At 74.4% G+C, this 16,900-nt stretch carries 11 protein-coding genes; 5 read left to right on the top strand and 6 right to left on the bottom strand.

Annotated elements, in window-relative coordinates:
* Window positions 1–68 precede the first annotated feature (68 nt).
* The gene (gene glgX / locus AOK22_RS27490; protein ID WP_055701408.1) at window positions 69–2,174 is read left to right on the top strand and encodes a glycogen debranching protein GlgX; all 2,106 of its coding nucleotides are present in this window, start codon (window positions 69–71) and stop codon (window positions 2,172–2,174) included.
* On the opposite strand, the gene AOK22_RS27485 is transcribed toward glgX, so the two are convergent.
* Window positions 2,128–3,447: an MFS transporter gene (locus AOK22_RS27485; protein WP_079036854.1), complete on the bottom strand. Its 1,320-nt coding sequence runs from the start codon at window positions 3,445–3,447 to the stop codon at window positions 2,128–2,130. The genes glgX and AOK22_RS27485 overlap by 47 nt on opposite strands.
* Before the next feature lie 90 nt (window positions 3,448–3,537).
* On the opposite strand from AOK22_RS27485, the gene treY reads away from it, so the two are divergent.
* The gene (gene treY, locus AOK22_RS27480) at window positions 3,538–5,955 is read left to right on the top strand and encodes a malto-oligosyltrehalose synthase (protein WP_055701421.1); all 2,418 of its coding nucleotides are present in this window, start codon (window positions 3,538–3,540) and stop codon (window positions 5,953–5,955) included.
* Window positions 5,956–6,010: 55 nt separating this feature from the next.
* On the opposite strand, the gene AOK22_RS27475 is transcribed toward treY, so the two are convergent.
* Window positions 6,011–7,228, bottom strand: a complete 1,218-nt coding sequence (locus AOK22_RS27475) for a cytochrome P450 (RefSeq protein WP_244165037.1) — start codon at window positions 7,226–7,228, stop codon at window positions 6,011–6,013.
* A 338-nt stretch (window positions 7,229–7,566) separates the two neighbouring features.
* On the opposite strand from AOK22_RS27475, the gene AOK22_RS27470 reads away from it, so the two are divergent.
* Window positions 7,567–8,862 (top strand): M14 family zinc carboxypeptidase, encoded by a 1,296-nt coding sequence (locus tag AOK22_RS27470; protein WP_107102044.1) that lies wholly within the window; start codon window positions 7,567–7,569, stop codon window positions 8,860–8,862.
* Window positions 8,863–8,883: 21 nt separating this feature from the next.
* On the opposite strand, the gene AOK22_RS27465 is transcribed toward AOK22_RS27470, so the two are convergent.
* Window positions 8,884–9,435 (bottom strand): DUF1707 and FHA domain-containing protein, encoded by a 552-nt coding sequence (locus tag AOK22_RS27465; RefSeq protein WP_055701419.1) that lies wholly within the window; start codon window positions 9,433–9,435, stop codon window positions 8,884–8,886.
* 144 nt (window positions 9,436–9,579) lie between these two features.
* Between AOK22_RS27465 and treZ the strand changes: the two genes are divergently transcribed.
* Window positions 9,580–11,325, top strand: coding sequence for a malto-oligosyltrehalose trehalohydrolase (gene treZ / locus AOK22_RS27460; RefSeq protein WP_055701406.1), 1,746 nt, complete (start codon window positions 9,580–9,582; stop codon window positions 11,323–11,325).
* Between the two features lie 73 nt (window positions 11,326–11,398).
* The gene (locus AOK22_RS27455) at window positions 11,399–12,412 is read left to right on the top strand and encodes an aldo/keto reductase (RefSeq protein WP_055701405.1); all 1,014 of its coding nucleotides are present in this window, start codon (window positions 11,399–11,401) and stop codon (window positions 12,410–12,412) included.
* A gap of 82 nt (window positions 12,413–12,494) precedes the next feature.
* On the opposite strand, the gene AOK22_RS27450 is transcribed toward AOK22_RS27455, so the two are convergent.
* From AOK22_RS27450 to phsA, 3 genes are all read right to left on the bottom strand, one after another.
* A complete protein-coding gene (locus AOK22_RS27450; RefSeq protein WP_055701404.1) occupies window positions 12,495–13,619 on the bottom strand; it encodes an aminopeptidase P family protein in 1,125 nt (374 codons plus the stop codon).
* A 106-nt stretch (window positions 13,620–13,725) separates the two neighbouring features.
* Window positions 13,726–14,580 (bottom strand): S1C family serine protease, encoded by an 855-nt coding sequence (locus AOK22_RS41050; protein ID WP_341845614.1) that lies wholly within the window; start codon window positions 14,578–14,580, stop codon window positions 13,726–13,728.
* A 162-nt stretch (window positions 14,581–14,742) separates the two neighbouring features.
* Window positions 14,743–16,647, bottom strand: a complete 1,905-nt coding sequence (gene phsA, locus AOK22_RS27440; RefSeq protein ID WP_055701403.1) for an O-aminophenol oxidase PhsA — start codon at window positions 16,645–16,647, stop codon at window positions 14,743–14,745.
* Window positions 16,648–16,900 lie beyond the last annotated feature (253 nt).

Genomic DNA, 16,900 nt, shown 5'->3' with positions numbered 1-16,900 from the left:
CCACTTTCGGGGAGACTCTGGCCAAAGTGGCCCCGACCCGAGGGGGCGTTAGTGGAAGAGTCGATTGCATGCAGGTCTGGCCTGGACAGGCGTACCCCTTAGGTGCCGCGTACGACGGAGCCGGCACGAACTTCGCGGTCTTCTCCGAGACCGCGGAGCGCGTCGAGCTGTGTCTGCTGGGCGACGACGGCTCGGAGACGGCGGTCGAGCTGCGCGAGTCCGACGCGTTCGTGCGGCACGCCTACCTCCCCGGGATCATGCCCGGACAGCGGTACGGCTTCCGGGTGCACGGTCCCTACGCACCCGCGAGCGGGCACCGCTGCAACTCCGCGAAGCTGCTCCTCGATCCGTACGCACGCGCGGTGAGCGGCCGCGTCGACTGGGGCGAGGAGGTGTACGGCTACCACTTCGACGAGCCCGACAAGCGGAACGACCTGGACTCGGCGCCGCACATGATGACGTCGGTGGTGGTCAATCCGTACTTCGACTGGGGCGACGACCGGCCGCCCCGCACGCCGTACCACGAGACGGTGATCTACGAGGCCCATGTGAAGGGCCTGACGATGCTGCACCCGGACCTTCCGGACGAACTGCGCGGATCGTACGCGGCGCTCGGGCATCCGGCGATCGTCGAGCACCTCACGAAGCTGGGCGTCACCGCGCTGGAGCTGATGCCGGTCCACCAGTTCGTGAACGACCACCGCCTGGTGGACATGGGCCTGAACAACTACTGGGGCTACAACACCATCGGCTTCTTCGCCCCGCACAACGCCTACGCCTCCTGGGGCGACCGCGGCGAGCAGGTCCTGGAGTTCAAGCAGGCCGTGAAGGCGCTGCACGAGGCCGGCATCGAGGTGATCCTCGACGTCGTCTACAACCACACGGCCGAGGGCAACCACCTGGGCCCCACGCTCTCCTACAAGGGCCTGGACAACGCCTCGTACTACCGCCTCATGGACGATCCCCGCTACTACATGGACACCACGGGGACGGGCAACTCGCTCCTGATGCGCTCGCCGCACGTCCTACAGATGATCATGGATTCGCTGCGGCACTGGGTCACGGACATGCACGTGGACGGGTTCCGCTTCGATCTCGCGGCGACGCTCGCGCGGCAGTTCCACGAGGTGGACCGGCTGTCGTCGTTCTTCGACCTCGTGCAGCAGGACCCGGTGGTCAGCCAGGTGAAACTGATCGCCGAGCCCTGGGACGTGGGCGAGGGCGGCTACCAGGTGGGCAACTTCCCGCCGCTGTGGACCGAGTGGAACGGCATGTACCGCGACACGGTCCGCGACCTGTGGCGGGGCGAGCCGCGCACGCTCGCGGAATTCGCCTCCCGGCTGACCGGCTCCTCCGACCTCTACCAGGACGACGGACGGCGCCCGCTGGCGTCGATCAACTTCACCACCTGCCACGACGGCTTCACGCTGCACGACCTGGTCTCGTACAACGAGAAGCACAACGAGGCCAACGGCGAGAACAACCAGGACGGCGAGAGCCACAACCGCTCCTGGAACTGCGGCGCCGAGGGCGAGACCGACGACCCGGACGTGCTCGCCCTGCGCGCGCGGCAGATGCGGAACTTCATCGCCACCCTGATGCTCTCCCAGGGCGTGCCGATGCTCAGCCACGGCGACGAGTTCGCGCGCACCCAGGGCGGCAACAACAACGCGTACTGCCAGGACAGCGAGCTGGCCTGGGTGCGCTGGCCGCACGGCGAGAGCGAACTGCTGGGCTTCACCCGTGCGATGGCGATGCTGCGGCGCGACCATCCGGTCTTCCGCAGGCGCCGCTTCTTCCACGGCCGCCCGGTCCAGGGCACGCACGACGAACTGTCCGACATCGCCTGGTTCACCCCGGAGGGCGAGGAGATGCGGGAGGACGACTGGAGCGCCTCGCAGGCGCAGGCGCTGAGCGTCTTCCTCAACGGCAACGCCATCTCGGAGCCGGGCCAGCGCGGCGAGCGGATCAACGACGACTCGTTCCTGCTGATGTTCAACGCGTCGCCGGAGCCCCTGGAGTTCACGGTCCCGGTCAACCACGGCAGGCAGTGGCAGATCGTGGTCGACACGGCCCACGACGACGGCGTTCCGCCGGACCCGGCGAAGGTGCGGGCCGGGGACAGGATCACGCTGGCCGACCGGAGTCTCGCGGTGCTGCAGCGTCCGGCGTGACGGCGGCGCGGGGCGCGTCGTGGGGCGCGTCGTGGGGCCGCTCGCCAAGCGGCTCCCGGAGCGGCCCGTGCGGCTTCGTGTCGCGGGCCTGCAGGGCCACCACGAACGCGGCGCAGGCCGCGGCGGCGCCGAGCGCGAACGCCGCCGCGGCGCCCCGCGACTCCGCGAGGCGCCCGGCCGCCGCCAGCGTCACCGCCTGCCCGCCGACGAAGGCGCTCGACGCGAACGTCATGCCCTCGGCGAGCCGTTGCGGCGGCACGGCACGCTCGGTCAGCGCGAAGCCCGTGATGAGGTTCGGGGCGAAGATCGCGCCGAACAGCGTGACCGCCACGTAGAGCCCCGGAAGGCTGTCCGTCCACACCAGCGGCAGCACCAGGAGCGCCGCCGCGGCCGTCGCCACGCGCCAGCGCGCCGGCAGCCCGAACCGCTCGGGCAGCGCCGCCATGGACAGCCCCGTGACGGCGCTCATGACGCCCATCGCCGCGTAGACGAGCCCGGCCTGTCCGGGCTGCCCCAACTCCTCGGTGAGCGCCGTGATGCCCGCCCCGCAGGCGCCGAGCAGCACTCCCAGGAAGACCAGGCCGGTCCGCACCACGTACACCGAGCGGGGCAGCCCGGGCCGCTGCCCACGCGCGCGAGGCGTGCTCGGCGCGAGCGCGCGGGCCTTGCGTCCCGTCGGGTGGAGCGCGAAGCCCGTGCCGCAGACGGCGACCAGGAGCGCGGCGGCCCCGAAGGCGTACGCCGGGTTTCCCGCCACGGCCGCGAGCCCCACCAGGGCGGGGCCGAGCACGAAGGACAGCTCGTCCATGGTGCTCTCCAGGGACAGCACCGTGCCCGCGAGCCGGTCGTCGCCGCCCTGGGCGCGCACCAGCGGGACGACACGGGCCCGGGCGAGCGGGCCGATCCCGGGGATCGTCGCGCCCGCGAGGACGCCGAGCGCGGCGAGCGCGGGTGTGGGCAGGTCGGCGACCGCGCCCAGGGTGTAGGCGGCGATCGCGACGGCGTTCACGAGGGAGAAGGCGAGCACCACGGCGCGCTGGCCGCGCCGGTCCGCGAGGCGCCCGACGAACGGCCCCGCGGTGACCTGCCCGAGCGCGAGGGCGCAGGCGACGATGCCGCCGGTGGCGAGCGACCCGCTGGTCTCGGTCACCAGGAGCACGCTGCCGAACTGGATCATGGCCACGGGGAGCCTGCCGAGGAACGAGACGACGGGCAGCGCCGCCCCCGTCATCCGGATCACCGTGCGGTACGCGTCCCATGTGTTCTCGGCCATCGTCCGAAGCTAACGACGTGGTGGCGCGGACACGCATGAGTCGATGGCACGAAAGCCGCCCAGGCGGGTACGTACGTTCGCATGACGCCCATGACGCCGGAGCGCTCCGGGCCCGTGGTTCCGCCGCCGCCCACCGCCACGTACCGGCTCCAGCTGCAGCCGGACTTCCCGTTCGCGGCCGCCGAGGCGGCCGTTCCCCACCTGGCCTCGCTCGGGGTCTCGCATCTGCATCTGTCGCCGGTGCTGGAGGCGGTCCCCGGGTCGGCGCACGGGTACGACGTCGTCGACCACGCGCGCGTGCGCGAGGAACTGGGCGGCGAGGACGGCCTGCGGTCGCTGTCCGCCACCGCCCGCCGGGCCGGGCTCGGGCTGGTCGTCGACATCGTGCCGAACCACATGGCGGCGGTGCCGCGGCACAACCACGCGCTCTGGGAGGTGCTGCGCGAGGGCCCGCGGTCGCCGTACGCGCGCTGGTTCGACATCGACTGGGAGGCGGGCGGCGGGCGCGTCCTGCTGCCGTTCCTCGGGGGCAGGCTCGGCGACGAGCTGGAGCGGCTGCGGGTCGACGGGGACGTGCTGCGGTACCACGACCACGCGTTCCCGCTGCGCGAGGGCACCGCGCGTCTGCCGCTGCCGGAGCTCCTGGACGCGCAGTGGTACCGCCTGTCGTGGTGGCGCCTGGCCCGCACCGAGCTCAACTACCGCCGCTTCTTCACCATTTCGGACCTCATCGCCGTGCGCGTCGAGGACCCCGAGGTGTTCGACGCGACCCACGGGACGATCCTGCGACTGCTGCGCGAAGGCGTCGTCGAGGGGCTGCGGATCGACCACCCCGACGGCCTCGCCGACCCGGGCGCCTACCTCCAGCGGCTGCACCGGGCGACCGGCGGGCGCTGGACCGTCGTCGAGAAGATCCTCGCCGACGGCGAGCACCTGCCCGCCGCGTGGCCGGTGGCCGGCACCACCGGCTACGACGCGCTGCGCCACGTCGACGGCGTCCTCACGGACCCGGCGGGCGCCGGTGAACTCCTCGGCCAGTACCGGCGCTTCGCGGCGCCGCCGGCCGACCGGGGCGGCGACTGGGACGCGACGGTGCGGCGTGCCGCGTACAAGGTCGTCACGCACGAGCTGGCCGCCGAGGTCGACCGGCTGACCCGCGAGGCGGCCGCGATCTGCGCGGCCGACCCGGCGCTGCGCGACCACGCGCCGTGGGCGCTGCGGACCGCGCTGCGGGAGCTGCTCGTGCGGATTCCCGTCTACCGGCCCTACGTCGCCGGGGGTGCGCCTCCCGAGTCGGTGCTCACCGCGCGCGCCGCCGAGGAGGCCGGGGCGGCCTTCGGCGTGCCCGAGGAGGCCAAGGCGGTGGATGTCGTGCGGGACCTGGCGCTGGGGCGCGGGGGCGGGGTGTCCGCGGCGGCGAGCGACGCCTTCCGCGCGCGGTTCGCGCAGACCGCGTCCGCGCTGCGCGCCAAGGCCGTCGAGGACACGGCGTTCTATCGGCACGCGCCGCTGCTGTCGGCGGCGGAGGTGGGCGGGGCGCCGGAGCGTCCCGCGGTGGGCGTGGGAGCGTTCCACGCGTACTGCGCGCGCGTGCAGCGCGACTGGCCGCACTCGGGCACGGTCCTGACGACCCACGACACCAAGCGCAGCGCCGATGTACGGGCGGCGGTCTCCGTCCTGACGCAGTGCCCCGGCCGGTGGGCCGACCTGCTCGTCGAGCTGACCGAGCAGACCGCGCGCGTGGGCGGCACGTGCGCGCCCGACCCCCAACTGGCCTGGGCCGCCTGGCAGACGGCCGTCGGCTTCGGCCTCCCCGACGAGGAACGGCTGCAGAACAACCTCCTCAAGCACGTGCGCGAGGCGGGCCTGCACACCAGCTGGACCGAGCCCAACGAGGCGTACGAGAAGGCCGTGGCCGCGTTCGTCGCGGCCGGGCCGTGCGGGCCGCCGCGGCACACGGTGGCCTCCTTCGCCCAGGAGCTGGCGCCGCACGTGCGGGTGAACGTCCTGGGGGCGGCGCTCCTGCATCTGACGATGCCCGGGGTGCCCGACCTCTACCAGGGCACCGAGGGCGAGTACCGCGCCCTGGTCGACCCGGACAACCGGCGGCCGGTGCGGTTCCGGACAGACGCCCTGGAGGAGCCGGGGACCCGGCCCGCGGGGGACGACCTGTCGGAGGAGAAGCTGAGGCTCACCGCGGCGGCGCTGCGGCTGCGCGCGCGGCGGCCCGCGCTGTTCGGTGACGCGGCGACGTACGAGCCGCTGGCCGCCCAGGGGCCCGGAGCCGAGCACTGTGTGGCGTTCGTCCGCTCCCAGGACGTCCTGGTGGCGGCGACACGGCTGTCGCTGCGGCTCGCCGAGGCGGGCGGCTGGCAGGAGACGGAGCTGGCGCTCCCGGTGGGCCGGTGGACCGATCTGCTCGATCCGGAGCGGGAGTTCGAAGGGCCCACGCGCGTGGCGGAGCTCTTCGACGGGTCGCCGGTGGCGCTCCTGGAGCGGGTCTCCTGAGTCGAACTCTCCCGGGTGAGCCCTCGTGGGCCGGCCCTCCTTGGGCGTCCGCCGCTCACCCGGGGCGGACGAGGAGGGTGCGCGGGCCGCGGGCCAGGAGCCCCTGGGGAGCCGGCCGGAAGCCCGGTGCCCAGTGCAGCCCCGGCAGGGCGTCGAGCAGGGCGCGCAGGCCGTACTCGGCGGTGCGGGAGACGAGTTCGGCGCCGAGGCAGGCGTGGCGTCCCGCGCCGTGCGCGAGGGAGCCCGGGTCCGTGCGGAAGAGGTCGTAGCGGTCGGGGTCGGCGAACCGCGCGGGGTCGCGGCCCGCCGAGCCGACCAGGCACGCCACGGTGGCGCCCGCGGGGAGCGGGAGGCCCGCCACGGCGACCGGGCGGACCGCGCGGCGCAGCACGACGGGGGTGGGCGGGTCGCGGCGCAGGGACTCCGTCCAGGCCGCGGGTATCAGCTCGGGGCGCTCGCGGACCAGGGCCAACTGGCGTGGGTGGTCGAGGAGGTTGGCGAGGAACGCGGCGAGCGCGAGGGCGGTGGCCTCGCCGCCCCCGCCGAGCAGCGAACCGACGAGCCCGGTGACGCTCTCGTCGGACAGGGGCCGTCCGTCGACCTCGGCGGCGCACAGCACGGAGAGCAGGTCCTCGCCGGGGTGGGCGCGGCGCCGCGCCAGGTGGGGGCGGAGGAAGGCGTCCAGGTCGCGGTGGCGGCCGCCGAGGTGGGTGAGCCCGTCGCGGCACCACGCGTGGACGCGGGCGGCGTCCTCGCGGGGCAGGCCGAGGGCGGCGACGACCGCGGCGGCGGGCAGCCACTGGCAGAACTCGGCGACGAGGTCGGCCTCGTGACGCACCGCGACGCGACGGGCCAGGACGTAGGCGGTGCGCGAGGTTCCCGCGGCCAGAGCGGCGACGGCGCGGTCGCGCAGGCCCGGCTCGACCAGGGCGCGGTGCGCCCGGTGGGTGGCGCCCTCCATGTGCGTGAGGGTCCGCCCCGGCGGCGGCGCGACGAGCCGCGGCCGCGTGAGCGCGGCCCGCACGTCCGCGTACCGGCTCACCAGCCACGCCCCGAACACCTCGTCGCGCACGACGGGCAGCTCCTCGCGGAGCAGGCGGTACAGCGGGTACGGGTCCCGGGCGACGCCGGGCGACAGCAGGCTGGGCGCGGGCAGCCTGCGGCGCGGGGCCGTGCGCCGGGGTTCCTCCCACGGGACGCGGAGGCCCGTCGGGGGCTCCCCGGCCCCGGGTCCCGGGCGCACCGCGACGGGGGTGGCGTCCGGCCCGGCCACGGGGCACGCGCCCGCGCCCGAGGGGGCGGGGGAACCTCCGTGCCTCCCGGACAGCATGGCCCCGCGCACCGGCCCCGCCTCCATCCCACGGGCGTGCCGCGAGACCGCGCCCCGGGTCGCGCAGGTCGCGGAGAACGGGCCGTCCGGCGGGACGGGAAGGCAGCGCACCGCGGGGCTCCCACCTGTGCGTCGGCGCGGCGAAGGGCAGCGCGGGTGAGTTCAGGGGACCACCGCGGGCGTCGCGCCGCAGGTTCCGTACACCCGTACGGGTGATGAGGTCCGGGGATGCACCGCGCGTGCATGTGCTTGACACCTCCCCCGGGGCGTGGCGTACTGCGATGGCGTCAGTGGCGGACCAGTCGGGGGTGAGTCAACTGGCGGTGCAGCGTTATCCCAGTGTGAATGAACTCAACTACAGCGCAGGGCAGTTGGCGGCCCATCGTCCCGATTTGAGCACCCTGCGCCAGGTGGGGTCCTCACGCGCGGGCCGGCCGCTGCACCTGCTCTCCGTGGGGCGCTCCCCCCACGCCGTCCTGGTGGTCGCGGGCGCGCACGCCAACGAACCGACCGGCGGCTCCACGCTCCTGCACCTCGCCGAGCAGACCCTGCGCGAGCCGGCCCTGCGCGCCGACACCTCCTGGCACTTCCTGCTGTGCGCGGACCCGGACGGCGCGCACCTGCACCGCACGCCCGCCCCCCGCACGCTTCTGGACTACCACCGGCACTTCTTCCGCCCGGCGGGCCCGGAGCAGCCCGAGTGGTCGCCCTCCGTACTGCCGCCGGACCGGCTGCCGCCGGAGACCCGCGCCCTGACCGCCGTCATCGACGAGGTGCGGCCCTACCTCCAGGTGTCCCTGCACGGGACCGATCTGGGCGGCAGCTGGGTGCAGTTGACCAAGGACATCCCCGGCCTCGTGGAGCCGTTCGTCAAGTCGGCGGCGGAGCTGCACATCCCGGTGGAGACGGGCGCGTCCGACGCGGCGGGCTGGCCGGTCTCGGGGCCGGGCGTGCACGTCCTGCCGAGCCCCGGCGCGGACGCGGCCTACCCGAGCCTGCCCGAGGACGCCCGGCTCACGACCTGGCACCACGCGCACCGCTACGGCGGCCGTACCGCGATCGTCGAGGTGCCGATGTGGGCGAGCGACCTGGTCGACGACCCGGCGGCGCACCCGGCGCCGGTGCGGGCCTTGCGGGGCCTCGCGCGGCGCCTGAGACGGGACGCGCGCCTCGTCGAGGACGTGCTCGCCGAGGCGCTGCCGCGGCTGCCCGGCGCCGACGGGCCGCTGCTGCGGGCGGCGCACTGGGCTTTGGCGCTGGTGCCGGGCCTGGCCGACGACTGGGGGCGGCTGCCGCCCGCGGGCACGAGCATGGCGTACATCGGGAGCGTCGACGCGTTCGGCAGACGTCTGCCGCTGCGGGCCGCCGCGATGCTGCTGCGGGTCCTGAACGAGGCGGGCGACCGGTCCGCGCCGCGACTGGAGCGGCTGGTGACGCAGTGGAGCGAGGCGTTCGCCGAACGGTTCAGGGCGCGCTGGGTGCCGCTGGAGCACCAGGTCGAGCACCAGTCGCGGACGACGGTCGCCGCCGCACGGCACGCGCGTGTGCAGTCCGACATCGACCGCACGCGCGCGTGAGGGCCCGCTTGCGGGCGGGGCTCAGCTCACCGCGAGCCGGAAGGCCATCCGGCCGAAGCTGACCATGTCGCCGTCCTGGACGAGGGCGGCGCCGACGACCCTGCGGCCGTTCACGGACGTGCCGTTGGTCGAGCCGAGGTCGCGCAGCACCCAGACGCCGCCCTGGCGGCGCAGCTCGGCGTGCACCCGGGAGACCGTGTCGTGGCTGAGCCGCAGGCCGTTGGCCGGGTCGCGGCCGATGCGCAGCGGATAGGGGCTGTCCGGCGAGGGCAGCAGCAGCTTCGGCAGGCGCTCGGCCTGCCAGGCCCTGCGCAGTTTCATCGTGAAGCCGGAGACGGCGCCGACGCTGCCGAGCACCATGCGCGACCAGCGGTTCTCGGAGCGCAGATCGGCGGTGAGGACGGCCAGTTCGTCGGGGCGGCGGGCGGCGAGCACGAGCTCCATGCGCCGCATGAACGTGTCGTGCGAGAGCCTGCCGACGGCGGCGCCCTCCTTCAGTGCTTCCAGCGCCCGGTCGCGCTCGGCGTCCGTGACCCGAGCGGGGTGCGTGGAGAACTCGAAAGAGGATGTCACCTGGAGATTGTCGGGCAACCGCGCCCCGGGTGTCCAGAAAGGGGCTGGCGGCGGTCGAACGGATCCGGATCACCCACGGGCCGGGCGCCGCTGACGCACCATGGGACCCACCAGGTGACGGACGGCTGACGAGGGGAACTTTCGGTGAGGTTCGAGGTGTGGGCGCCGGATGCCGAGCGGGTCGTACTGGAGTGCGCGGGCGCCACGCGCGCGTTGGAGCGTGACGCGGACCGCGCGGGCTGGTGGGCGGCGGAGGAGCCGGCCGAGGACGGGACGCGCTACGGCTTCTCGCTGGACGGCGGCCCGGTGCTGCCCGACCCGCGGTCACGGCGCCAGCCGGAGGGGCCCGACGGCCTCAGCGCCGTCGTCGACGACGACCGGTACGCGTGGCGCAACCCCTGGGCGGGGCGCGGCGTGCGGGACGCGGTCCTGTACGAGCTGCATGTGGGGACGTACACCCGCGAGGGCACGCTCGACGCGGCCGCGGACCGGCTCGCCCATCTCGCGGACCTCGGCGTCACGCACGTGGAGCTGATGCCGCTGTGCCCCTTCCCCGGCCGGCACGGCTGGGGCTACGAGGGGGTGTCGCTGTGGGCGGTGCACGAGCCGTACGGCGGGCCCGAGGCGCTGAAGCGCTTCGTCGACGCGGCGCACGGGCTCGGGCTCGGCGTCGTCCTGGACGTCGTGCACAACCATCTGGGCCCGTCGGGCAACCATCTGCCCGCGTTCGGGCCGTACTTCACCGAGACGCACCACACGCCCTGGGGCGCGGCGGTCAACCTGGACGCGCCCGGCTCGGACGAGGTGCGCGCGTATCTGATCGGCAGCGCCCTGGCCTGGCTGCGCGACTACCGGATCGACGCCCTGCGGCTCGACGCGGTGCACGCGCTGCGGGACACACGCGCGTGCCACTTCCTGGAGGAACTCTCCGCCGCCGTCGCCGACTTGGCCGCCGAACTCGGCAGGCCGCTGTCCCTGATCGCCGAGTCGGACCTCGGCGACCCGCGGGTCGTCACCCCGCGCGCGAGCGGCGGCCTCGGCATGGACGCGCAGTGGAACGACGACTTCCATCACGCGCTGCACACCGCGCTCACCGGGGAGTCGCAGGGCTACTACGAGGACTTCGCGCGGGCCCCGCTGGCCGCGCTCGGCAAGACGCTGACGCGCGGCTTCTTCCACGACGGCACGTACTCGACGTTCCGCGGCCGTGCCCACGGGCGTCCCGTGAACCGGGCGCGGACGCCCGCCTACCGTTTCCTCGGCTACGCGCAGACCCACGACCAGGTCGGCAACCGCGCGCAGGGGGACCGCCTCTCGGCCGGGCTCTCCCCCGGTCTGCTCGCCTGCGCGGCCGCGCTCACCCTGATGAGCCCGTTCACGCCGATGCTGTTCATGGGCGAGGAGTGGGGCGCCACGACGCCCTGGCAGTTCTTCACGGACCACACCGACCCCGAGCTCGCCGAGGCCGTGCGCCGGGGCAGGCGGCGGGAGTTCGCGGCGCACGGGTGGGCGGAGGAGGACATCCCCGACCCGCAGGACCCGGCCACCCGGGAGCGGTCCTGCCTCGACTGGTCGCAGCCCACGAACGGCCACCACGCGCGCCTGCTCGCCTGGCACCGCGACCTGCTGAGGCTGCGGCGCACGCGCGGCGACGTCACCGACCCGGACCTCGCGGCCGTGCGGGTCGCGCACGACGAGCGGGCCCGCTGGTTCGCGCTGCGCCGCGGGGACCTCCGGATCGGTGTGAACCTCGGCGAGGAGGCGGTGGCCATCCCGCTGGGCGCCCGCGACGCACGCGTGCTCGCCGCGTGGGAGCCGGTCGAGTCCCCCGGCGCGGACGGGGTGCTCCGGCTGCCTCCCGAGTCGTGCGCGGTGCTCGGCGTGGCGTAGCGCGACCTGCCGGAAGGGCGCGGGCGTCCGTACACGGTACCTAGGGTGAGGCACGACTCAGGGGAGGCGGATCATGAAGCAGCGATTTCTGGGCCGTACGGGGCTGCGCGTCAGCGAGGTGTGCTTCGGCGCGATGATGTTCGGCAGCGGCGCCGACGAGGCGACCTCGCACCGCATGCTGGACACGTTCACGGAGGCGGGCGGCACCTTCGTCGACACGGCCGACATGTGCGGCCGCGGGGTCTCCGAGGAGATCCTCGGCCGCTGGCTCAAGGGCCGGCGCAGGGACGAACTCGTCATCGCCACCAAGGTGTTCGCGACCATGGGCGAGGCGCCGAACGCGGGCGGCCTGAGCCGCAAGCACATCGTGGCGGCGGTCGAGGCGAGCCTGCGCCGCCTGGGCACCGACCACATCGACCTCTATCAGACGCACGTGTGGGACGCGACGACGCCGATCGAGGAGACCCTGTCCACCCTGGACGGTCTCGTGAAGGCCGGCAAGGTGCGGTACCTGGGCGCGAGCAACCACTCCCCCGGGCAGTTGCAGAAGGCCCTCGACGTGGCGCGGGCGCGGGACTGGGAGCCGTACTCCTGTCTGCAGCCGCTGTACCACCTGCTCGCCCGGGAGACCGAGTGGGAGCTGCTGCCGCTCAGCGCGGCGGAGGGCGTCGGCGTGATCACCTACAGCCCGCTGGCGGGCGGCTGGCTGACGGGCAAGTTCCGCCGCGGCATGGACTCGCCGCCCGAGGGCACGCGCGGCGCGGGCGCGTGGCGGGAGCGGAACACGGAGGAGACCTGGCGGGTCGTCGACGCGGTCGTGGCGGTCGCCGAGGAGGTCGGGCGGCCGCCCGCGCAGGTGGCGCTGCGCTGGCTGCTCCAGCGGGACGGCGTGACCGCGCCGATCGTCGGGGCGCGGTCGGTGGAGCAGCTGACCGACAGTCTCGGCTGTGTGGACTGGGAGTTGACCGCCGAGCAGCACGAGCGGCTGAGCACGGCGAGCGAACGGCCGCTGCCCTACCCGTACGACGTCCTCGCGTACTACCCGGGCCGCGAGCCGCGCACCGGGCCCCGCACGGACTTCGCCTGAGGTCCGCGGCGCGGTACGTCCGAGGTCCGGTCCGCGGCGGACCGCTCCTCAGGTCCGAGGTCCGCCGCGGACTCGCCCGGCGTCAGCCGACGATCGCCATCTCGCGGGCGGTGGTGTTCAGGCGTCGCCCGCCGTCCTCCGTGACGGTCACGATGTCCTCGATGCGCACCCCGAAGCGGCCCGGCAGATAGATGCCGGGCTCCACGGAGAAGCACATGCCGGGGACGAGGGGCCGCTCCTCGCCCTCGATCATGTACGGCGGCTCGTGGGTGGTGACGCCGATGCCGTGACCGGTGCGGTGGATGAACCGCTCGCCGTAGCCGAACTCGGTGATCACGGCGCGGGCCGCGCGGTCGACGTCCTGGCAGGCGGCGCCGGGCCGCACCGCCGCGCAGCCCGCCGCCTGCGCCTCGCGCACCACGTCGTGCACGCGCTGCTCCTCGGCGGTCGGTTCGCCGACGTGGACGGTGCGGGAGGTGTCGGAGCCGTAGCCGTGCAGCAGGCCGCCGAAGTCGAGGACGACCATGTCGCCGTGCTCGATGACGCGGTCGCCCGCCTCGTGGTGCGGATTGGCGCCGTTGGGCCCCGAGCCGACGACGGTGAAGTCCACCTGGGAGTGCCCGAACCGCCGCAGCAGGTCCGCGAGGTCGGCCGCGACGTCGGTCTCCTTGCGGCCCGCGAAGGGCACCTTCTGGATCTCCTCGTACGCCGCGTCGGCCGCCGCGCCCGCCGCCGCGAGCCGCTCCAGCTCGGCGGCGTCCTTGACGGCGCGGAGCATGGGCAGCGCCTCGGTGAGGGAGACGTACGAGGTGCCGGGCAGCGCCTGCTGGAGGCCGAGGAGGTGCATCGCCCAGGCGTTGTCGCTCACGCCGAAGCGCCCGGACACGTCCAGGAGGGGCGCGGTGACGGCGTACGGGTCCTTGCCGTCGGTCCAGTCGCGCAGGGTCAGCGCGGACGCGCCGGCCGACCGCTCGGCGTCCGGGGCCTCCAGCGTCGGCACGACGAGGACGGGTTCCTGCCCGGCCGCGAGCACGAGGACGGTGAGGCGTTCGGTGAGGGCGGTCGGCCGGTAGCCGGTGAGCCAGACGAGGTCGGGGCCGGGGGCCACGAGGAGGCCCGCGAGGCCCGCCTCGGCGGCGCTCGCGGCGGCGCGCTCCATGCGGGCCCGGTAGTCGTCGGCGGTGAAGGGCGCGGGCGCGCTGCTCATGAGGATCTCCTGTGGTCGCTTCGTCCCTGCCGGGTCGTCCCTGTCCGGGCCTCTGTCGGCATCCTGCCCGCAGCCGTCCGCGACCGCGAACCCGGGGTCCGGCGGCTCATGTCACGACGCCCGGCCGGACCGAGAGGACTTGGCGGCCGCCGCCCTCGTGGCGCACCGTGAGCGTGGTCTGTTTGCCGGGGCGTGCGGCGCCGACCGCCGCGGCGAGTCCGGCCGCCGAGGTGACGCGCGTGCGGCCGACGGCGAGGAGGGTGTCCCCGCGGACCAGGCCCGCGGTGTAGCCGGGGCCGGGGATGTGGACGCCGACGAGCAGCGCGCCCGCGCCACCGGGGACGTCGACGGCCTCGACGCCGAGGGTGGCGGTCCTGACCGGGCCCGCGGGCGGACGGGCACCGGGCTCCGGCCGGCCGCCCGGCGCGGAGGACGTACCCGATGCCCCGTCCGGAGCCGCGCCCGCACCCGCGCTCGCCCCTGCACCGGTACTCGTACCAGCACCAGCACCAGCACCAGCACCAGCACCAGCGGACGCCGGCGGCTTCGCCCCGGGGGCTCCTCCGGGCGCCTTCTGCGCCGCCTTCTGCATCTCGGCCAGCTTGCTCATGCCTATGACGGTGGCGCTCACGGTGCCGAGTCCGACGCCCGAGAGCACCAATATCGCCGCGACCAGCAGGCCGAACAGGAGCGTCGTCAGCCGCCTGCCGCGGCGCCTCGCGGCGTGCGGGCGGTGGCCCTTCCCCGGTGTCTTGCCCGCTCCCTTGCCGGGGCCGGTTCCCGGGCCGTTCCCCGGGGTGGTTCCCGGGCCGTTCCCCGGGTGGTGCGCGCGGCTCTTGCGCCACCCCTGCCCCGGGCCCCTGGCCCAGCGCTTCCCGGGGTGGTGCCCGGGGGCCGGACCCGGGTTCTGGCCGGGGTTCTCCCCCGGCATCGGCTTGGGACGCAACGTGGTCTGATCCATGGCTCGCCTCCGGCCACAGCCCTACCCGGCGTGACCCGGCGGCGACGCCTCACGAACGGGTGAGGCGGTGTCCAGCTGTACGGCCCTCGCCCCGCGCCGGTCGACGCGCCGCGAGCGTGGCCCCCGGTCCCCGGACCGGCCGTGCGGGGACCGGACACGCCCCTAGGCCGCGTGACCCCCGTGCCCGCCGCCGTGGCCCGCGCCGTGGTCGAACTTCAGTGCCTCCTTCGGCATCACCACGAAGGGCCGCATCATGCCCATGTCCTCGTGCTCCAGGAAGTGGCAGTGGTACATGAAACGGCCGTACGCGCCGTCGAACGTGCCCATGACGCGCAGCAGTTGACCGCCGGGGACCCGGAAGACGTCCTTCCAGCCGCGCTCGTTCGGCGCGAGCGGGATGCGCCGGTCCGGGTCGAGGGCGACCGGCGCGCGGGTGCCGCCGATCGTGACGTCGAAGCCCGAGACGTCGTACGCGTCGCGCCCCAGGAGCTGGAAGTCCGCCAGGTGGATGTGCATCGGGTGGGTCACCGGCGGGTTCACCGCGAGGTTCAGGAAGCTCCACTGCTCGTGGCTGCCCTCGGCGATGCTGATGCCCAGGCCGTCGTTGAACGTCCGCGCGAGTCGGCGGTACGTCTTGACCTTGCCGTCCGCGCCGCGCAGCTGGATGATCCCCTCGGTCGGGACCTGGATGTCGCCCGCGTCCTCGACCTCGGCCATCTCCCAGATCTCCGGGTGACCGCCCCCGCCCTTGGTGGCGGGCGGGGTCAGCACGACGAGCCGGTGGCCGTGCTGGACGTCGTGCGTGAGCGGACGGAACGAACCCGAGAGGATCTCCGGCAGCTCGAAGGTGTCCGGCTCGGCGCACTCGCCCACCCGGAACTCCATGACCTGCGGATAGCGCACGTCGTTCGCCGGGTCGGGCACGCCGGGCGCCTGGTCGCGGCCCTTGTTGACCAGGCGCAGCCGCTGGCCCGCGAGCCCCCGGAAGTCGACGAGGAGGTCCATGCGCTCGGCCGGCGCGACGGTGAGCGCGGGCAGCGCCCCCTCGAAGTCGACCGGCACGGGACGCGGCAGGAGCCCGCCGTCGCTGCCGATCTGGTGCAGGACGCCCCGTACCGGGTTGTCGTCCTCGTCGATGAGCACCAGGTCGTAGATCCGGGCGTTCGACGCGTTGACCAGGCGGAAGCGGTACCAGGCCGCGTCCACCTCCGCATACGGCCAGATGCGGCCGTTGACCGTGGTGTACGGGCCGGAGAAGGGCAGGGAGACCGGCTTGCCCGTCTCCGGGTTCTTCGGGTCGACGATGACGGTCTTGTGCAGCAGGCGGCCGTTCAGCCGGCCGTCGCCCTCGTCCGTGTCGAGGTTGCGGTCGGCGACGAGCAGCGGGATCTCCCGCTCGCCGGAGGGGAGTTGGAGGGCGTCCTCCTCGTCGTCACGGACGAGGTAGGTGCCGTAGAGACCCGCCATCACGTTCCACCGGGTGATGTTCATGGCGTGGTCGTGGTACCACCACTGGACCGCCTGGTGGTCGTTCGGATACTCGGAGAGCTGGGCGTCGCCGAAGCCCACCGCGTTGTCCGCCCAGCCGTCGTTGCCGCCGCCGGTCTGCGCGCCGTGCAGGTGCGTCACCGACCAGGCGGGCAGGGCCGCCACGTCCTTGTTCGGCTCGACGCCCGCGCGGCCGGGCTCGGTGCTCGGCGGCGGGTCCTCGCGCGGGTCCCCGCGCGGCACCTCGACGGCGGTGACGGGATACTCGCCCGCCGGGATGCGGTTGGTCCAGGCGATGCGGACGCGCTGTCCGCGCCGCACCTCGATGGTGGGGCCGGGCACCGAGCCCTCATAGCCCCACATCAGGGTCGGCGGCAGCTGCGGGTGCAGCCGCACCCAGGTCGGCCGCAGCGCGATCTCGGTCTCCTCGCGCACGTCCCCGTGCTCGGGGCGCAGGACGGGCGGGACGGTCAACGGCGCGACGAACGGCGTCAGTTCGCCGTCCACCGGGGCCTTCTCCGCGCTCTGGTCCTCGTCGCCCGCAAGGCGGTCCGTGATGCGCTCGATGATGTCGGTCACGATGGAACACCCCCGTGTTCGCTTCGTTCTTCCCCCATGCGGCGGTCGGCCTGCTGCCGGCCGCCCTCACCCCGGAAGACTCCTGGCGCACCAGTGAAGTTCCACGAATCCCGCGTTCCGGAAGAAACCATCCGAACGAGACACTCCGGATATGCCGGTGAAGGCTCCCCCACCTGCGCGTCGGACGGCGGAAGGGCCCGACCCGCACATCGGGTGAGGCCCCTCACACACGCCCTCCGGTCGGCGCCGACCG

It is taken from the genome of Streptomyces silaceus (assembly GCF_001419745.1).
Lineage (GTDB): Bacteria > Actinomycetota > Actinomycetes > Streptomycetales > Streptomycetaceae > Streptomyces > Streptomyces silaceus.
This window is presented reverse-complemented; position numbering and strand designations above follow the sequence as displayed.